The sequence below is a fragment of the Streptomyces sp. NPDC043680 genome (assembly GCF_056436685.1).
The window spans coordinates 12,467-28,906 of sequence record NZ_JBWKCE010000028.1 but is presented as its reverse complement, the minus strand read 5'-3'; the positions used below and the strand labels follow the sequence as shown (position 1 = coordinate 28,906).

The following is a 16,440-nucleotide window of genomic DNA, read 5'->3' as shown; positions in this document are numbered from 1 at the left end:
TGCCGCGCGACGGCCCGGCAGGCCACCTAACCCGCACCGGCGGGACATCCGGAACTGAATGTACGTGGGGACTCTGTCCTTCGACCTGCTCCTCGGCGACGTCCACTCGCTGAAGGAGAAACGCTCCGTGATCCGGCCCATCGTCGCCGAGCTCCAACGCAAGTTCTCCGTGAGCGCGGCCGAGGTGGGCCATCAGGATCTGCACCGCAGGGCCCGAATCGGGGTCGCTCTGGTGAGTGGGGACACGGGGTTCCTCTCGGACGTGCTGGACCGCTGCGAGCGGCTGGTCGCGGCGCGTCCGGAAGTGGAGCTGCTGTCGGTGAGACGGCGGCTGCACGGTGATGAAGACTGATAGCAAGACATAAGAAGGAGACGGACCAGTGGCCGACAATGCGCGGGCGAAGAAGCTGGCGGACCTCATCCGGGAGGTGGTGGCCGAGAAGCTGCAGCGTGGTGTCAAGGACCCCCGCCTCGGTACGCACGTGACCATCACGGACACCCGGGTCACCGGCGACCTGCGGGAGGCCACGGTCTTCTACACGGTGTACGGCGACGACGAGGACCGGGCCAGCGCGGCAGCGGGCCTGGAGAGCGCCAAGGGCGTACTGCGTTCCGCGGTGGGCCGGGCGGCGGGTACCAAGTTCACGCCGACCCTGACCTTCGTCGCGGACGCCCTCCCGGAGAACGCCAAGACCATCGAGGACCTCCTCGACAAGGCGCGCGCCTCCGACGCGCAGGTGCGCGAGGTGTCCTCGGGTGCCCAGTACGCCGGCGACGCCGACCCGTACAAGAAGCCGGGCGAGGACGACGAGGACGCAGCCGCGGAATGAGCAAGCACGCAGGCACGACGCCGGACGGCCTTGTCATCGTCGACAAGCCGTCCGGCTTCACTTCGCACGACGTGGTCGCCAAGATGCGCGGGATCGCCAAGACCCGCCGCGTCGGCCACGCCGGCACGCTCGACCCGATGGCGACGGGTGTGCTCGTCCTGGGCGTCGAGAAGGCCACCAAGCTCCTCGGCCACCTCGCGCTCACCGAGAAGGAATACCTCGGCACCATCCGCCTCGGCCAGAACACGCTGACGGACGACGCGGAGGGCGAGATCACCTCCAGCACGGACGCCTCCCGGGTCACCCGCGAGGCCGTGGACGCGGGGATCGCCAAGCTGTCCGGCGAGATCATGCAGGTGCCGTCCAAGGTCAGCGCCATCAAGATCAAGGGCGTGCGCTCCTACAAGCGCGCGCGGGACGGCGAGGACTTCGACATCCCGGCGCGTCCGGTGACCATCTCGTCCTTCCAGGTGTACGACATGCGGGACGCGGAGGCCGAGGACGGCACCAAGGTCGTCGACCTGGTCGTCTCCGTCGTCTGCTCCAGCGGTACGTACATCCGCGCCCTGGCGCGCGACCTGGGCGCCGACCTCGGCGTCGGCGGGCACCTGACCGCGCTGCGGCGCACCCGGGTGGGCCCGTACAAGCTCGACCGGGCGCGGACCCTGGACCAGCTCCAGGAGGAGCTCACCGTCATGCCGATCGGCGAGGCGGCGGCCGCGGCCTTCCCCCGCTGGGACCTGGACGCGCGCCGGGCCTCGCTGCTCGCCAACGGCGTGCGCATCGAGATGCCGGACGCCTATCCGGCAGGCCGGCCCGTGGCCGTCTTCGGCCCCGAGGGCCGGCTGCTCGGGCTCGTGGAGAACAAGGGCGGCAAGGCCAAGTCGCTGGCCGTCTTCGCCTGATCCACGGCGACGCCCGGTCCGCAGTGCCCGATCCGCAATGCCAGACCGCAATGACGTGGAGCGGTGAGCGCACATCACCCGCCGCTCACCGCTCCACGACCCCCCTCGCGTAGGTCTCTTTCCACCCGAGCCCCCGTATTCACCCGTCCGAGCAGGCGCGCGGAGTGACTGACGGAGCACAAGGGGGCGCTTTCCACCGTCGTATCCGCCGTGCGCCGTGGACCGCCGGGCCGCTGCGGCCACCGCTCGCGCGACGCCGTGTCGCCGAGATGACACAGAGCGCCGCGGACCCGGATACCGATGCGGGGCCCCGGGCACCGGCATGGCAGTCTTAGACCTGCAATCGGCAATCAGGACAGGGCATACAGGGCCTCAACGGTTCGGGCGAGGAGCGGTCACAGTGCAGCGCTGGCGTGGCTTGGAGGACATCCCCCAGGACTGGGGACGCAGCGTCGTCACCATCGGCTCCTACGACGGCGTGCACCGGGGTCATCAGCTGATCATCGGGCGTGCCGTCGCCACGGCGCGCGAGCTCGGCATCCCGTCCGTGGTCGTCACCTTCGACCCGCACCCCAGCGAGGTCGTGCGCCCCGGCAGCCACCCGCCGATCCTGGCCCCCTACGACCGCCGTGCCGAACTGATGGCCGAGCTGGGTGTCGACGCGCTGCTCGTCCTGCCCTTCACGGCGGAGTTCTCGCAGCTCTCCCCGGCCGACTTCATCGTCAAGGTGCTCGTCGACAAACTGCACGCCCGCGCCGTCATCGAGGGCCCGAACTTCCGCTTCGGCCACCGCGCCGCCGGGAACGTCGACTTCCTGCGCGAACTGGGCTCCACGTACGACTACCAGGTCGAGGTCGTCGACCTGGTGGCGCGCGGTGAGGCGGGCGGCGGCGTGCCGTTCTCCTCGACGCTGGCCCGCAAGCTGGTCGCGGAGGGGGACGTGCAGGGCGCGGCCGAGGTGCTGGGCCGACCGCACCGGGTCGAGGGCATCGTGGTCCGGGGTGCGCAGCGCGGCCGCGAACTCGGCTACCCGACGGCCAATGTCGAGACGCCGCCGCACACCGCCATCCCGGCGGACGGCGTGTACGCGGGCTGGCTCACGGCCAACGGCGAGCGGATGCCCGCGGCGATCTCAGTGGGCACGAACCTGCAGTTCGACGCCACCGAGCGGACCGTGGAGGCGTACGCGATCGACCGGGTCGGCCTCGACCTGTACGGCCTGCACGTGACCATCGACTTCCTCGCGTATGTGCGCGGGATGGCGAAGTTCGACTCGCTGGACGGCCTGCTGGAGGCCATCGCGGACGACGTGAAGCGGGCGCGCACGCTGACCGAGGCGTACGACGCCGAGCACTGAGCCGCGGCGGCGGACGCTGCTGCCGCGCCGGAACGCACGAGGGCCCGTACCTCCCCGCCGGGGGAGGTACGGGCCCTTCGCGCTGCCGTCGTCGGTCGGCCGGCGGGCCGGTCTGCCCGCGGCCGTCAGCCGAGGCGCGGGTCGCGCGGGGGCTGCTGCGGTGCCTGCGGTCCCTGCGGGGCCTGGGGCTGCGGCTGGTGAGGCTGCTGCGGCTGCCAGGGCTGGCCGGGCTGCGGGTAGGGCTGGCCGTACGGCTGCGGCGGCTGCTGGTAGGGGGAGGGGGCCTGCGGCTGGCCGTAGGGCTGCGCAGCGGGGTGCGGCTGCTGGGGCTGCTGCGGCTGGTGGGGCTGCTGTGGGGCGCCCCAGTGGCCCTGGGGGGCCTGCTGGGCAGCTCGTACGAAGTCCTCCGCCACCAGGGCGGACAGGTTGAAGTACGCCTCCCGGGTCTTGGGCCGCATGAGGTCGAGGTCGACCTCGGCACCGGCCGCGAGGTGCTCGTCGAACGGCACGACGACGACGCCCCGGCAGCGCGTCTCGAAGTGCTGGACGATGTCCTCAATCTTGATCATCTTGCTGGTCTCGCGGACTCCCGAGATGACGGTGAGGGAGCGCGAGACGAGGTCCCCGTACCCGTGCGCGGAGAGCCAGTCGAGCGTGGTGCTCGCGCTGCTGGCGCCGTCGACGGACGGGGTCGAGATGATGATCAGCTGATCGGCCAGGTCCAGGACCCCGCGCATGGCGGAGTAGAGGAGGCCCGTGCCCGAGTCGGTCAGGATGATCGGGTACTGCCGGCCGAGCGTCTCGATGACGCGGCGGTAGTCCTCGTCGTTGAAGGTCGTGGAAACGGCCGGGTCCACGTCGTTGGCGATGATCTCCAGGCCGGAAGGGGCCTGGGACGTGAACCGCCGGATGTCCATGTAGGAGTTCAGGTACGGGATCGCCTGGACCAGGTCCCGGATCGTGGCCCCGGTTTCGCGCCGGACGCGGCGGCCGAGGGTGCCGGCGTCCGGGTTGGCATCGATGGCCAGGATCTTGTCCTGGCGCTCGGTGGCCAGGGTGGCGCCGAGGGCGGTGGTGGTCGTGGTCTTGCCGACGCCGCCCTTGAGGCTGATGACGGCGATGCGGTAGCAGGACATCACCGGGGTGCGGATGAGCTCCAGCTTGCGCAGCCGCTCGGCCTCGGCGGCCTTGCCGCCGAAGCGGAAGCCGGAGCGCTGCGGCTTGGGCTTCTGCTTGCCGCGCAGCAGGCGGTCGGAGGACAGCTCGACGGCGGCGGTGTACCCGAGGGGCGCTCCGCCGGAGGCCGGGCCGGGCTGGTAGCGCGGGTCGTGCGGCTGCGGGCCCGGTGTCGGCTGGGGCGCGGGCGCCCACTGGGCGCCGGTGCGAGGGTCGACGTGGGGCGGGGCGGGTGCCGGAGCCGGCGCCGGAGCGGGGAACGCGTAGTCGTTCTGGGGCTGCTGGGGCTGCTGCGGCTGGGCCGGGCCGGGTGCCGGTGCCGGGGAGGCCGGCGGGGGGAAGCCGTACCCGTTCTGCGGCTGCGGCTGGGGCTGCGGCTGGGCCGGGCCAGGTGCAGGTGCCGGTGCCGGGGAGGCCGGCGGGGGGAAGCCGTACCCGTTCTGCGGGGCGAACGACGGCGGCAGCGCAGGCAGTTCACTGCCGGATCCCTCGAAGGAGGTCGCCACGGGCGGGTGAGGAGCAGCCGCAGGACTGACGGGAGAAGGCGCCTGCGGAGCCGGAGCCGGAGCCGGTGCCGCGTAAGGCCCGGGCGCGGCGTCCGCCACCGGTTCGGCATCCGGTGCCGGCGCCGCATACGGCGAGGGCACGGCGTCCGCGCCCGGGGAAGCGAAGGGCGCCGGGACGGCGTCCGCGACCGCTTCCGGGGTCGGGGGTGCCGGGGGCGTGAAGGGCGCGGGGGCCGCGTCCGTGACCGGGGCCGGGAAGGGTGCCGGGGCGGCGTCCGCGACCGCTTCGGGGGTCGGGGGTGCCGGGGGCGTGAAGGGCGCGGGCGCGGCGTCCTCCACCGGCGCAGGCGCGGACCGCTGCTCCGCCGGGGCCTCCACGGCGGCGAACGGGATGGCCGTCCCGTCGGGCGGAGTGTCGTGCCGCTGGACCGGGGCGGGCGCCTCGGCGGCGGGCTTCGCCAGGGCCACGGGCGTCGGCGAGGGCGCGGGCGGGGCGTCGTCCACCGGGGCGCTCACGGGCGCGGGCGGCCCCGGCGGCTGCTCGGCCGGAGCCGCGGACGGCGCAGGCGTGCCCGCGTCGTCCGCAGGGGTGCGCGGGGCCGGGGGAGCGATCCGCATGGTCGGGGGCGAGCCCACGTCCGAAGGGCTGTGGGGTTCGAAGCCGCTGCCCGCGGGCAGGTCGGGTACCGGCGTGCTCTGGGCCGCGCCCTGGGTGTACCAGGCCGGCGGGGTGTAGTCGATGGTGAACTCGCCCGTCATCTCGGGCTCCGCGTCGGACTGATCGTCCGTCGGGACGTCCCACGTCCCGCCGCGCCTCTCGTTCCGATCGCCGTTCACTGGTCCTCCTGGTCTGTCGAACACCGGTCCGGCGCCCACCTCGACGCCGCGCCCGCACTCAGCCTAATCGGGCCCTGAGGCCAGTGTCCGCCCCCGGTGGTCGCCGCACGGTGCCAGGGGCGGTCGGAGCCGGCTCCACGGGGTCGGCCGCGGTGGCCTCTCCCACGGGGCGGCCGCCTCTGAGCGAGCGTCATTGCCTTCCGTTCCCGCGGTCAGTCGATGCGGCGGGAGGGCCCCAGGAGGTTGGTCTCCGCGTCGGTGCCCTGGGTCATGACGAACTGGCGGTCGCGCCCCGTGCACCAGAGCGTCACGCCGTCGCCCAGCGTCGGCAAGGAATCCACCGCCGCCTGCGGCAGGTTCATCAGCCGGCCGATCTGCTCCGCCTCGTCGGGGGACACCCGCTGCACGCCCACCAGTGAGGAGTTCTGCAGCAGGCGCGGCGCCGTCGGGCTCAGGTACGGCAGCAGCGTCAGCACCGACTGCCAGGGGCCCGCCACCACACGCCCGCGCGGCGGCCGCATCCCGCAGTCGCGGATCACCAGCACCGGGCTGCCCGCCGACGCGCCCTGCGGGGGCACCCGGCCCACCTCGTGCAGGGTCACACACTGCTGCCCGCCGCCCGCGGCCTGAGCCAGACCGGACCACACCGCCCCGCGGCCGGTCTCCACCGCGACCCGTGCACCCGTGGCCGCCGCGCGCAGCGCCAGGACCTGGGCGGTCCACAGGCCGCCGATCAGCGTCACCTCGTACGGCGTCGGCCGGTTGACCCCCAGCACCGCCGGCCGTCCCTCGGCGTCCACGCCGATGACGACCCCGTCGTCCCCGACGGGCAGGGCCAGCACATCCAGATCCGCCGCCGGCACGACGTGCCGCTCCCGGCGTGGGCCGATCAGCCCGAAGCCGCCCCTCATCGCGCCCCTCCCAGCGGCAGCGAAGCCAGCAGCCCCGGTACCTGTTCACGGTCGAGCCGGACCAGGCCGGTCCGTACGCCCCGGGCCGTCCGCTCCAGCTCCCGGCGGGCAGCCACCAGTTCCTCGTCGCTGCGGCCCGTCACCCGTACGTGGCCGGTCAGGGTGACGCCTTGGCGCTCCGCCGGAGCCATCGTCAGGCTGAAGTTCGTGGCCAGGGCCGGAAGCGAGGTCAGCAGCGCCACGAACTGCGGCAGCGACGCCGCCCCGGCACCGCCCAGCTGCGGCCAGCGGCCTATCCAGTACGTGGTGTGCCGCCGGTCGTCGCAGCGCCAGGTCCGCGCCGTCTCCTCCGTCCGGCGGCCGGTGCTCGACGAGCGGCCCGCCTGGGTGATCGCCATCGGGTTCGCGCACGAGGAGGTGGCCAGCGCGGCCGTCAGCTCCTGCTCGGTCAGCACCGTCGCCCGGAAGCCGGCCCCCGTCAGCCGGCTCGCCAACTGGTCGGCCGCCCGCACCACGCAGCGCTGCGCGCCCGCGAGGCCGCCGCCGCGCGCGGTGACCGCCTCGGGGCACAGCTCCGGGTCGAGCTTGAGCGCGATCCACGTCAGCCGCACCGCCGGAGTGCCCGTCTGGGCCTGCAGCGGCGCGTAGTTGCGCGTCGCCATCGACTGGGCCGGCAGGTGCGGTGCGGGCGCCGGCTGGGTGTGCTGCACCAGTTGCGCCGACTCCAGCCGGATGCCGTCCACTTCGAGGATGTCGCGGACGAGTGCAAGGGGCAGCGGCCGGGCACCGCGGTCGGGCCGCAGGGCCGTTGCGTCCATGTCGACCTGGACCACGGCCGTCAGGAAGGTCCCGTCGCCCACCATCCCGACCGGCCGCCGGTCGCGGTCGCTGAAGGTGAGGGTGCGCAGCGCGGGATCGGCCTCGACGAGCGGGGCCAGCCCGGGCTCGGTCCCGGCCGGGACCGTGAAGGCCGCGGCACGGCGCCTGCGCGCCCGCAGCGCGAGCGCGCCGCCGATCCACTCGGGCAGGGAGCGCTGGTGGCGGCGTACGACCGCGAGCACCACGAGGGCGAGGGCCAGGGCGCCGGCGGGAACCAGCAGCAGCGGCTCCACGACCCAGGCCACCAACAGGGCGGCCGCGGCGACCTGCAGCAGCACGAGCTGTTGCAATCGGAACGGACCGAAGCGGCCAGGACTCGACTTCGGATGCGGTGTCACCCCGCCGCGCACGGGTGCGGCCGCGCCGGTGCGCGGCTGCGTCGCGGTGGCCATCACTCGCCCACCTCCCCTTCCCGGGGCCAGACCCCGTGAGTACCGGAGCTGCGCGCCGCCCGCCGCACGCTCCCGGAATCTCCCCAATCCATTCCCACAGCCCCGATGCCCCGAAGACCCTGAATAGTGCGGTCCGGAAGGAGTTGAGCGGCCGCCCCACCCTACCCGGCCCGTGCGCACCCTCCGTCAAGAGGCATAGTAGGTGCCCGGTCCGACAATCGAGGCCCGGGGACCGTAACCACCGACCGGGCCGTGCGGGGAGAAGCAGGCGGTCATGGCATCACGGCGTGATGAACTCAACGCGTACACCTTTGCGAAGCGGCGCACGGTGGCCGCGTTCCTCCAGCCCTCCGCGACGGGCTCCGAGGAAGGTGCGCCGCGCCCGCTGCGTGCGGTCCTGCCCGGAATGGTGGTGGGGGCACTGGTCCTCGCCGGATTCGGCGCCTGGGGCATGTTCAAGCCGCAGGCCCCCAAGGGCTGGGACGAGCCGGGGACGAAGGTCATCGTCGGCAAGCAGTCGACCACCCGGTACGTGGTGCTGACGACCAAGGTGAACGGCAAGGACCAGACCCGGCTGCACCCGGTGCTGAACCTGGCCTCCGCCCGACTCCTGCTGGATCCGCAGAAGTTCAAGGTCATCCAGGTCGAGGACAAGGTCCTGGACGCGGGCAAGCCGCCGCGCGGCCCCATCATCGGCATCCCGTACGCCCCGGACCGGCTGCCCGCGAAGGGGGACGCCGGCAAGGCCAAGCGCTGGGCCGTCTGCCAGGCGCCGGGCGGCAATTCCAAGACCGTGCAGACGGCCACCTTCGTGCTCGCCGACCGCGAGGCGGGGCTGATGGACGACGCCCGCAAGGTCACCGACAGCCAGATGCTGTACGTCCAGAGCACGGGCGCGGGCAAGGAGCGCTACCTGGTCGACGCGACGGGCCACAAGTACAAGTTCCCCGAAGGCACCGCGGACGCGGGCAAGATGACCAACGCGTTGGTCGGCAGTACTGGAGCCACCCCGCAGCAGGTCACCGAGCAGTGGCTGGCCACGCTCGACCCCGGCGACGACCTCGCCTTCCCGCAGTTGCCCGCCGCGGCCGGCACGAAGGCCGACGTCCAGGGCCTGACCAGCGCCGACAACAAGGTCGGCATGGTGCTGAAGGCACAGACCGGGTCCGGTGCGCAGCATTACGTCGTGCTGCCCGGCAAGGTCGCCCCGGTCTCCGACTTCGTCGCCTGGCTGCTGATCTCCGCGCCCGCGACCGACGGCCTCAACATGCACGGCAAGCCGCGCGAGGTCGACCTCCAGTCGCTCAACCCGGACACCGCCCCCTTCAAGGGCGAGGCCAAGTGGCCGCAGAAGAAGTCGGAGCGGATCAACCAGACCGCACCCGCCGACGCCGCCGCCACCGGATCCGCCGCGGGCGCCGGCGCCCGCGACACGATCTGCAACGTCCTGCGCTCCGTGGACGGCCAGGGCAACCAGACGCTCAGCACCTGGGCCGGCACCGGCTTCCCCATCGACATCACGGCCAGCGGTACGAGCGCCTACGTCACCCCGGGCTCCGGACTGCTCTACACCCAGGTCCAGGGCAAGCAGACCACCGCCGGCGGCGCCCTGTTCCTGGTCACCGACACCGGCCTGCGGTACGCCGTACAAGCCAACGGCGACAGCGACGCGGAGAAGTCGAAGATCGGCGCCCCCGACCAGCAGCAGGGCGCCGCGGGCGCCACCGGCACCGCGGACGGCCGCCCCGAGCCCAGCCAGGCGCAGGTCCGGCTCGGCTACGGAGGCGTCGTACCGGCCCTGGTGCCCATCGCTTGGTCGGAGTTCCTCTCCAAGGGGCCCCGCCTGGACACCAACTCGGCCCGCCAGCCGCAGGGTTCGTGAGGACACCGCCGATGCCCACTCCCACGTACCGGCGCGGCGCCCTCCTCGCCGCGGGCCTCACCCTCGCCGCGGTCTGCGCCGCGAACGCCGCGAACGCCGCTGCCCCCGCGGCCGCGCCCCCGCGGCAGACACCGCCGCCCGGCCTGCTGCTCAGCGGCGCAGGCGAGTGCACCTTCCCCATGAAGAAGCAGATCGCCGACCGCCCCTGGGCCCTGCAGCGGCTCCTGCTCGATGCGCTCTGGGCGCAGACCAAGGGCAAGGACAAGGACGGCAAGAGCGTGCGCGTCGCCGTCATCGACACCGGCGTCGACCGGGCGAACCCGCAGCTCAGCGCCGCCGTAGACACGGGCGCGGGCAAGGACTTCCTCGACCCCAAGGGCGGCGACGGCACGATCGACACGGTCGGGCACGGCACGAAGGTCGCCGGACTGATCGCGGCCCGCCCCCAGGAGGGCACGGGCTTCGTCGGGCTGGCACCGGAGGCCACGATCATCCCCATCCGGCAGAACGACGGACAGGGCAAGGGCAACGCCCTGAGCCTGGCCCAGGCCATCGACCACGCGGTCGCCAAGGGCGCCCAGGTGATCAACATCTCCCAGGACACCGACGCCGCGCTGAGCGCGGACTCCGAGCTCGGCAAGGCGGTCCAGCGGGCCATCGACCAGAAGATCGTGGTCGTGGCCTCCGCGGGCAACGACGGCATGACCGGCGAGAAGCGCCGCACCTACCCGGCGGCCTTCCCCGGCGTCCTCGCGGTCGCCTCCTCGGACCGCAACAACGAGCGGGCCGCCTTCTCCCAGCCGGGCGACTTCATCGGGGTCGCGGCACCCGGCGTCGACATGGTCTCCACCGTCCCCGGCTTCGGCCAGTGCATCGACAACGGCACCAGCTTCTCGGCCCCCTACGTCGCCGGCGTCGCGGCCCTGCTGCGCGCCAAGCACCCCGAGTGGACGCCGCAGCAGGTCGTCTGGCAGATCGAGGGCACGGCCGAACGCTCCGTCAACGGCCGTGATGACTACGTCGGCTGGGGCGTCGTCGACCCGGTGCGCGCGCTCACCCAGGACCACGACACCCCGAAGGCGCCCGTCCCGGACCCCGGACCGCCCCCGGCAGCCGCCCCGGAGGCGGCGCCGATGCAGCTGTCGGAGACGGCGCAGGAGCGCGAGGAGCGGTTCGGGACGTACGCTCTGGGCATCGGGGGCGTGTTGATCGCGGTCATCGCCGGTACGGCGACCGTCATCCGTGACGCACGGCGACGCCGTCGCCGTTTGCAGTGAACAGTCACAGTTCATCAACGGAAGCAGCCCACCGATGTTGGGGCAGTGCGATGAACTGGCTAGAGTGGCACCAGGCTTCACGACTGTGATCGGGGGATCGCGTGAAGCGGAGGGGGAGTTCCGGAAGCATGTGGCTCAAAACCGTGCCGGGAACGTCCGCTCTGCTGCGCAATCCGCCGGTTCTGCCGGCGAATTGAGAAGTGAGGAGCTTCGGATGAGCAACAATTTCGGTCTCGCAGACGATCCGATCGTCCAGGCGAAGAACAAGATCGAGACGACGGCCAACGCCGTCACCACCCAGTCCCGCGAGCTGGCCGACATCCTCGCCACGGTGAGCGCCGGCTGGACCGGTGTGGGTGCCTCGGGCTTCATCGACGCCCAGACGGTCGTGAACGAGGACCACGACGAGATCCGACGGCTGCTCGGAGTGCTGCACAACGCGGTCGCGCAGACCAAGAACCTGAGCAACGCCCAGGACGACGACGTGCGCGCGGCCTTCAAGGCCGTCCAGTCCTCCGGCGGCGGTTCGGGTTCGGGTCTCAACAGCATCTGACCTGACGTCGTCACGTCACGTCGTTCCCCACTCAGCCCCGCGCGAAGGAGAAGATCATGGCTGGTACCGACGGGCACACCCGGGTTCGGTATGAGAGCGTCCAGGAGATGGCCAACCGGATCCGGATCGTCTCGAAGAAGATCGTCACGGACCTCCAGGAGATGGACCAGGCCCTGAAGGTCGTGACCGACACCTGGGACGGTGAGGCGCACGCCGCCTACGTCACCCTCCAGGGGAAGTACAAGGCCAAGGCCGACCACATGCACCACCAGCTGGAAAAGGTCGCCACGCTCATCGAGCACGGCAAGGGCCAGTACCGTGCCACCGACGTGAAGGCCTCGCGCCTGTTCACCGAGGCCTACTGAGCCACGCGGGCCTCCCGGCCCACCGGGGCCTGCCGGGCCCCTGCCGTACGTGACCACGGGGCGCGCCCGCATCGGGCGCGCCCCGTCGTCGTACCCGGAAGCGTCCGGCAGAGGCCTAGCGGGGCCCGCGTTCCAGGTCGAACTCCCCGTCCCGGGCACCGAGTACGAAGGCCTCCCACTCGGCGGCGGTGTACCGCAGCACGGTGTCCCGGTCGAGCGAGGAGCGCATCGCCACCGCGCCCTCGGGGAGCCGGGCGATCTCGACGCGCTCCTCGTCGGGGCTGGTCCCGGGCGGCCCTTCCCACTCCACGCCGCTGATGTCGAGCGCGTACAGCTCGTCCTTCTCCTGCTGGGTGCCCATGTGCGGCCTTTCCCTCGGCGGTGCTGCGTGTTCGCTGCCGATTATCGGTGCTGCGGACCGGGCCGGGGGAGTGTTTCCCGCCTAGTCACCGATCTGGGCGGCGAGTGCCCGGCGACGGCCTCGACCTGGTCGGCTCGGGCGTCGGGGACGGGGGGCCCGGTTGTCCGGGCCCCCCGTCTCACATCCCCGGCAGCCGGCCCAGCTGGACCAGCGAGGCACCCCGCTTGCGCGAGTGGAAGTAGGCCCGGCCCGGCGGCATCGGGCGCGGGCGCACGTTGCCGATCAGGTCGCCCTCGGACGGGTCGCCCGAGAGCACCACGCCCTGCGCCCCGAGCTCCTTGAAGCGCTGCATGAACGGCTCGTACATCGAGCGCGAGGCGCCCGCCGAGTTCCGCGCGATGATGAAGCGGACGCCCGTGTCCCGGGCGAACGGCAGGAACTCCACCAGCGGCGCCAGCGGGTTGCCCTGGCTGGTGGCCACCAGGTCGTAGTCGTCGATGATGATGAACACGTCCGGGCCCGTCCACCAGCTGCGGTCCCGCAGCTGCTGCGGCGTGACGTCGGTCGGCGGCTGGCGCCGCGAGAACACGCCGCCCAGCGCCTCCATGTGCGTCTGGAGGGAGCTCGCCATCGGCGCGTACTCCAGCAGGTGCTCCTCCGGCAGCGCCCCGAGCAGGCTGCGCCGGTAGTCGCCGACCACCAGCCGGGCCTGGTCGGGCGTGTACCGGTCCGCGATCTGCTGGGCGATCAGCCGCAGCAGGTTCGTCTTGCCCGACTCGCTCTCGCCGAAGACCAGGAAGAAGGGGTCGCTCTCGAAGTCGACGAACACCGGCTCCAGGTCCGTCTCGTCGATGCCGATCGCCAGCCCGCGGCCGGGGTACTCCCCGCCCCGGGGCAGCTGGTCGGCGTGCAGCAGCCGCGGCAGCAGCCGTACGCCGGGCGCCGCGGCCCCCGTCCAGTTCTGCTTCACCGCCGACACGAAGGCGGCCGTGGCCTCCGACAGGTCCTCCGGGTCGTGCGAGCCGTCGATCCGCGGCAGCGCCCCCAGGAAGTGCAGCTTCTCCGCCACCTGACCGCGCCCGGGCATGCCCGGTGGTACGTTCGCCGCGACCTTGCGGTCGAACTCGGAGTCCATGACGTCGCCGAGCCGCAGCTCCAGCCGGTTCAGCATCTGGTCCTTGAGGGCGGCCCGCACCTCCATGTACCGGGCCGCGGTGATCACCACGTGGATGCCGTAGCCCAGACCGCGCGATGCGATGTCGGTGACCACAGGCTCCAGGCCCTCGTACTCGCCCCGGAAACCGCCCCAGCCGTCGACGACGAGGAACACGTCGCCCCACGGCTCACCGGGCAGCTCGCCCGCCGCGCGCCGCCGCCGGTAGGTGCCGATCGAGTCGATGCCGTTGGCGCGGAAGAACTCCTCGCGCCGGTTGAGGATGCCCGCCACCTCCGCGACCGTACGCCGCACCCGCTCCGGGTCCAGGCGCGAGGCGATCCCGCCCACGTGCGGCAGCTCGGCGACCGCCGACAGGCTGCCGCCACCGAAGTCCAGCCCGTAGAACTGCACCTCGCGCGGGGTGTGCGTCAGCGCGAACGAGGAGATCAGCGTCCGCATCAGGGTCGACTTGCCCGACTGCGGACCGCCGACGACCATCATGTGGCCCGCCGCACCCGAGAAGTCCCGGTACAGCACCTCGCGCCGCTGCTCGAACGGCTTGTCGATCAGGCCGAGCGGCACCACGAGCCCGCCGGGCCGCGTGTACCCCTCCGCGTGCAGCCCGCGCTCGGCCGAGGGGGCCAGCGCCGGCAGCAACTGGTCCAGCGGCGGGGCCTGGTCCAGCGGCGGCAGCCACACCTGGTGCGCCGGCACCCCCTGCCCCTCCAGCCGGCTCACGATCACGTCCAGCACGGTGTCCGCGAGCGCGTCGTCCTCCCGCGGCGCCTGCGCCGCCAGGTACGCCGGGTCCGGCGCCGCGTACACCACCGGCACCGGCGCCGCCGTGAACAGCGCCGGGCGGCGCTCCACCGGGAACAGGCCCACCGACAGGTCCGGGCCGCCCGAGCGGTAGGTACCGGAGACGTACGCCGCCTTGAACCGCGTCATCTCGTCCGTGCCGAACTTCAGATAGCCCGAACCCGGCACCGACGGCAGGTGGTAGGCGTCCGGCACACCGATCGCCGTACGCGACTCCGCCGCCGAGAAGGTCCGCAGACCGATCCGGTACGAGAGGTACGTGTCCAGGCCGCGCAGCTTGCCCTCCTCCAGGCGCTGCGAGGCCAGCAGCAGGTGCACGCCCAGCGACCGGCCGATCCGGCCGATCTGGATGAACATGTCGATGAAGTCGGGCTTGGCCGTGAGCAGCTCGGAGAACTCGTCGATGACCAGCACCAGCGAGGCCAGCGGCTCCAGCGGGGCGCCCGCCGCGCGCGCCTTCTCGTAGTCGTGGATGTTGGCGTAGTTGCCCGCCGAGCGCAGCAGTTCCTGCCGGCGCTGGAGCTCTCCGCGGATCGAGTCGCCCATGCGGTCCACGAGCGTCAGGTCGTCCGCCAGGTTGGTGATGACGGCCGCGACGTGCGGCATCTGCCCCATGCCGGTGAAGGTCGCACCGCCCTTGAAGTCGGCGAGGACGAAGTTCAGCGTCTCCGAGGTGTGCGTGACCGCCAGGCCCAGCACCAGCGTGCGCAGCAGCTCCGACTTGCCGGAACCGGTCGCGCCCACGCACAGGCCGTGCGGGCCCATGCCCTCCTGCGCGGCCTCCTTGAGGTCCAGCATGACCGGCGCGCCGTCCTCGCCGACACCGATCGGCACCCGCAGCCGCTCACCGGCCGACCGCGGCCGCCAGGTGCGCGCCACGTCGATCGAGGCCGCGTCGCCCAGGTTCAGCAGATCCGTGAAGTCCAGGTTGGCCAGCAGCGGTTCGTCGTCGTCGCCCCCGCCGGTGCGCAGCGGCGCCAGCTGCCGCGCCAGCGCCTCCGCGGCCGGCAGCGACAGCGTGTCCGGCACGCCCTCGTACGCGACGCCCGCACCCGACTCCAGCCGCAGCCGGCCCGGCCGCACCACGACGGACAGCCCGCCGCGCGGCTCGTCCAGCTCGCCCGCGACCACCTCGACGATGGTGACGCCCTGCAGGCCCTCCGCGGCCGCGAACACCGAGTCCGGCGGCACGAGTCCGCCGCGGGAGTTGGCGTCCAGCACGACGACCAGGTGCGGCTGGTCCAGCACCGGGGACACGTCCCGGCTGAACCGCGGCCGCCCCTCCAGGCGGGGCGCGAGCAGCGCCTCCAGCTCGGTGAGGTGGTCGCTGAACAGCCGTTTCGTACCGGCACCGTCCACCTGCCCCGGCACCTGCGTGTGCGGCAGCCACTTCGTCCAGTCCCACGCGGGCACCGCGCCCGGCGCGGCCACCACGGCCACCACCAGGTCCTCGGGGGAGTGCAGCGTCGCGAGCTGCGCCACCATCGCCCGCGCCGTCCCGCGCGCCGACTCCGGCTCCCCGGACACCGTCACGTGGTAGAAGGCCCGCATCGACACCGCGACCGGCAGCCCGTCCAGCGAGGAGTGCACCTTCAGGAAGCGCTGCATCGCACCCGCGGTCAGCGGCTCCAGCTCGTCCACCGGGGCCGTGTCCGGCGCCACCAGAGGCGTCGACAGGCGCTGCGCGCCCAGCCCCAGCCGGGCCTGGCCGAAGTCCGCGTCACCGACCCGGCGCTCCCACAGCCGCGAACCCTCCGCCACCACCGACCACAACTGCTCGGGCGCGGGGTGCAGATACAGCTGTGCGTCGCGCTGCGCCCGGGCGGTCCTGCGGACCTGACGCCGGGTCTGCGCGAGGTATTTGAGGTAGTCCCGGCGCACATCGGCCATTTGCCCCTGCGTACCGCGCCGATGGCGCATCAGCTGGGCGATCATCATGCCCACCGTGGACACCAGCATCAGCACACCCATGATGCGCATGAACGGCGCCGCACCCGGCATGAAGAAGAAGACGACCGACGAGCCCATGCCGAGCATCGGCAGGAGCTGCATCAGCATGCCCTCCTGCTGCCCGCGGGGAAGCTCCGGCGGAGCCTCCAGTCTCAGCTCGTCCGAAGGGACTTCGGGCGGCAGGGACCGCGGCGGGCGTTTGACGACGATCTGACTCACCGGAGCATCAATCCCTCGAAAACGGACGGGACGTCGCTACCGGCGCCCCCAAGTCCCGGACGCGA

The 16,440-nt window shown here is 72.7% G+C and carries 13 protein-coding genes; 8 read left to right on the top strand and 5 right to left on the bottom strand.

Going from position 1 to position 16,440, the window contains the following annotated elements; all coding sequences use genetic code 11:
* Window positions 1-58: 58 nt before the first annotated feature.
* From AC0666_RS32385 to AC0666_RS32370, 4 genes are all read left to right on the top strand, one after another.
* The gene (locus AC0666_RS32385; protein ID WP_468581131.1) at window positions 59-352 is read left to right on the top strand and encodes a DUF503 domain-containing protein; all 294 of its coding nucleotides are present in this window, start codon (window positions 59-61) and stop codon (window positions 350-352) included.
* Window positions 353-380: 28 nt separating this feature from the next.
* Window positions 381-830, top strand: coding sequence for a 30S ribosome-binding factor RbfA (rbfA, locus tag AC0666_RS32380; protein ID WP_030011581.1), 450 nt, complete (start codon window positions 381-383; stop codon window positions 828-830).
* Window positions 827-1,735 (top strand): tRNA pseudouridine(55) synthase TruB, encoded by a 909-nt coding sequence (gene truB / locus AC0666_RS32375; protein WP_468963481.1) that lies wholly within the window; start codon window positions 827-829, stop codon window positions 1,733-1,735. The genes rbfA and truB overlap by 4 nt, the downstream gene beginning before the upstream one ends.
* Window positions 1,736-2,135: 400 nt before the next feature.
* The gene (locus AC0666_RS32370) at window positions 2,136-3,092 is read left to right on the top strand and encodes a bifunctional riboflavin kinase/FAD synthetase (protein WP_468581129.1); all 957 of its coding nucleotides are present in this window, start codon (window positions 2,136-2,138) and stop codon (window positions 3,090-3,092) included.
* Between the two features lie 125 nt (window positions 3,093-3,217).
* On the opposite strand, the gene AC0666_RS32365 is transcribed toward AC0666_RS32370, so the two are convergent.
* The 3 genes from AC0666_RS32365 to eccE all read right to left on the bottom strand — a co-directional run bounded on the left by AC0666_RS32365 (window position 3,218) and on the right by eccE (window position 7,793).
* Window positions 3,218-5,611, bottom strand: a complete 2,394-nt coding sequence (locus AC0666_RS32365) for an SCO5717 family growth-regulating ATPase (protein ID WP_468963482.1) — start codon at window positions 5,609-5,611, stop codon at window positions 3,218-3,220.
* A gap of 212 nt (window positions 5,612-5,823) precedes the next feature.
* Window positions 5,824-6,522 carry a hypothetical protein gene (locus tag AC0666_RS32360; RefSeq protein WP_468581126.1) on the bottom strand — a complete coding sequence of 233 codons (699 nt, stop codon included), beginning with the start codon at window positions 6,520-6,522 and terminating at the stop codon, window positions 5,824-5,826.
* Window positions 6,519-7,793 carry a type VII secretion protein EccE gene (eccE, locus tag AC0666_RS32355; RefSeq protein WP_468581124.1) on the bottom strand — a complete coding sequence of 425 codons (1,275 nt, stop codon included), beginning with the start codon at window positions 7,791-7,793 and terminating at the stop codon, window positions 6,519-6,521. Before eccE ends, AC0666_RS32360 begins: the two co-directional genes overlap by 4 nt.
* 274 nt (window positions 7,794-8,067) lie before the next feature.
* Between eccE and eccB the strand changes: the two genes are divergently transcribed.
* The 4 genes from eccB to AC0666_RS32335 all read left to right on the top strand — a co-directional run bounded on the left by eccB (window position 8,068) and on the right by AC0666_RS32335 (window position 11,870).
* Window positions 8,068-9,675 carry a type VII secretion protein EccB gene (eccB, locus tag AC0666_RS32350; protein WP_468581123.1) on the top strand — a complete coding sequence of 536 codons (1,608 nt, stop codon included), beginning with the start codon at window positions 8,068-8,070 and terminating at the stop codon, window positions 9,673-9,675.
* 11 nt (window positions 9,676-9,686) lie between these two features.
* Window positions 9,687-10,952, top strand: a complete 1,266-nt coding sequence (gene mycP / locus AC0666_RS32345; RefSeq protein ID WP_468963483.1) for a type VII secretion-associated serine protease mycosin — start codon at window positions 9,687-9,689, stop codon at window positions 10,950-10,952.
* A 214-nt stretch (window positions 10,953-11,166) separates the two neighbouring features.
* A complete protein-coding gene (locus tag AC0666_RS32340) occupies window positions 11,167-11,505 on the top strand; it encodes a hypothetical protein (RefSeq protein ID WP_361722225.1) in 339 nt (112 codons plus the stop codon).
* Between the two features lie 56 nt (window positions 11,506-11,561).
* Window positions 11,562-11,870: a WXG100 family type VII secretion target gene (locus AC0666_RS32335; protein WP_361722222.1), complete on the top strand. Its 309-nt coding sequence runs from the start codon at window positions 11,562-11,564 to the stop codon at window positions 11,868-11,870.
* A gap of 115 nt (window positions 11,871-11,985) precedes the next feature.
* On the opposite strand, the gene AC0666_RS32330 is transcribed toward AC0666_RS32335, so the two are convergent.
* Together AC0666_RS32330 and eccCa are read right to left on the bottom strand one after the other, a co-directional pair.
* A complete protein-coding gene (locus AC0666_RS32330; protein ID WP_361725536.1) occupies window positions 11,986-12,231 on the bottom strand; it encodes a DUF397 domain-containing protein in 246 nt (81 codons plus the stop codon).
* Window positions 12,232-12,409: 178 nt separating this feature from the next.
* On the bottom strand, window positions 12,410-16,375 hold the full coding sequence (gene eccCa, locus AC0666_RS32325; RefSeq protein WP_468581121.1) for a type VII secretion protein EccCa: 3,966 nt from the start codon (window positions 16,373-16,375) through the stop codon (window positions 12,410-12,412).
* Between the last annotated feature and the right edge of the window lie 65 nt (window positions 16,376-16,440).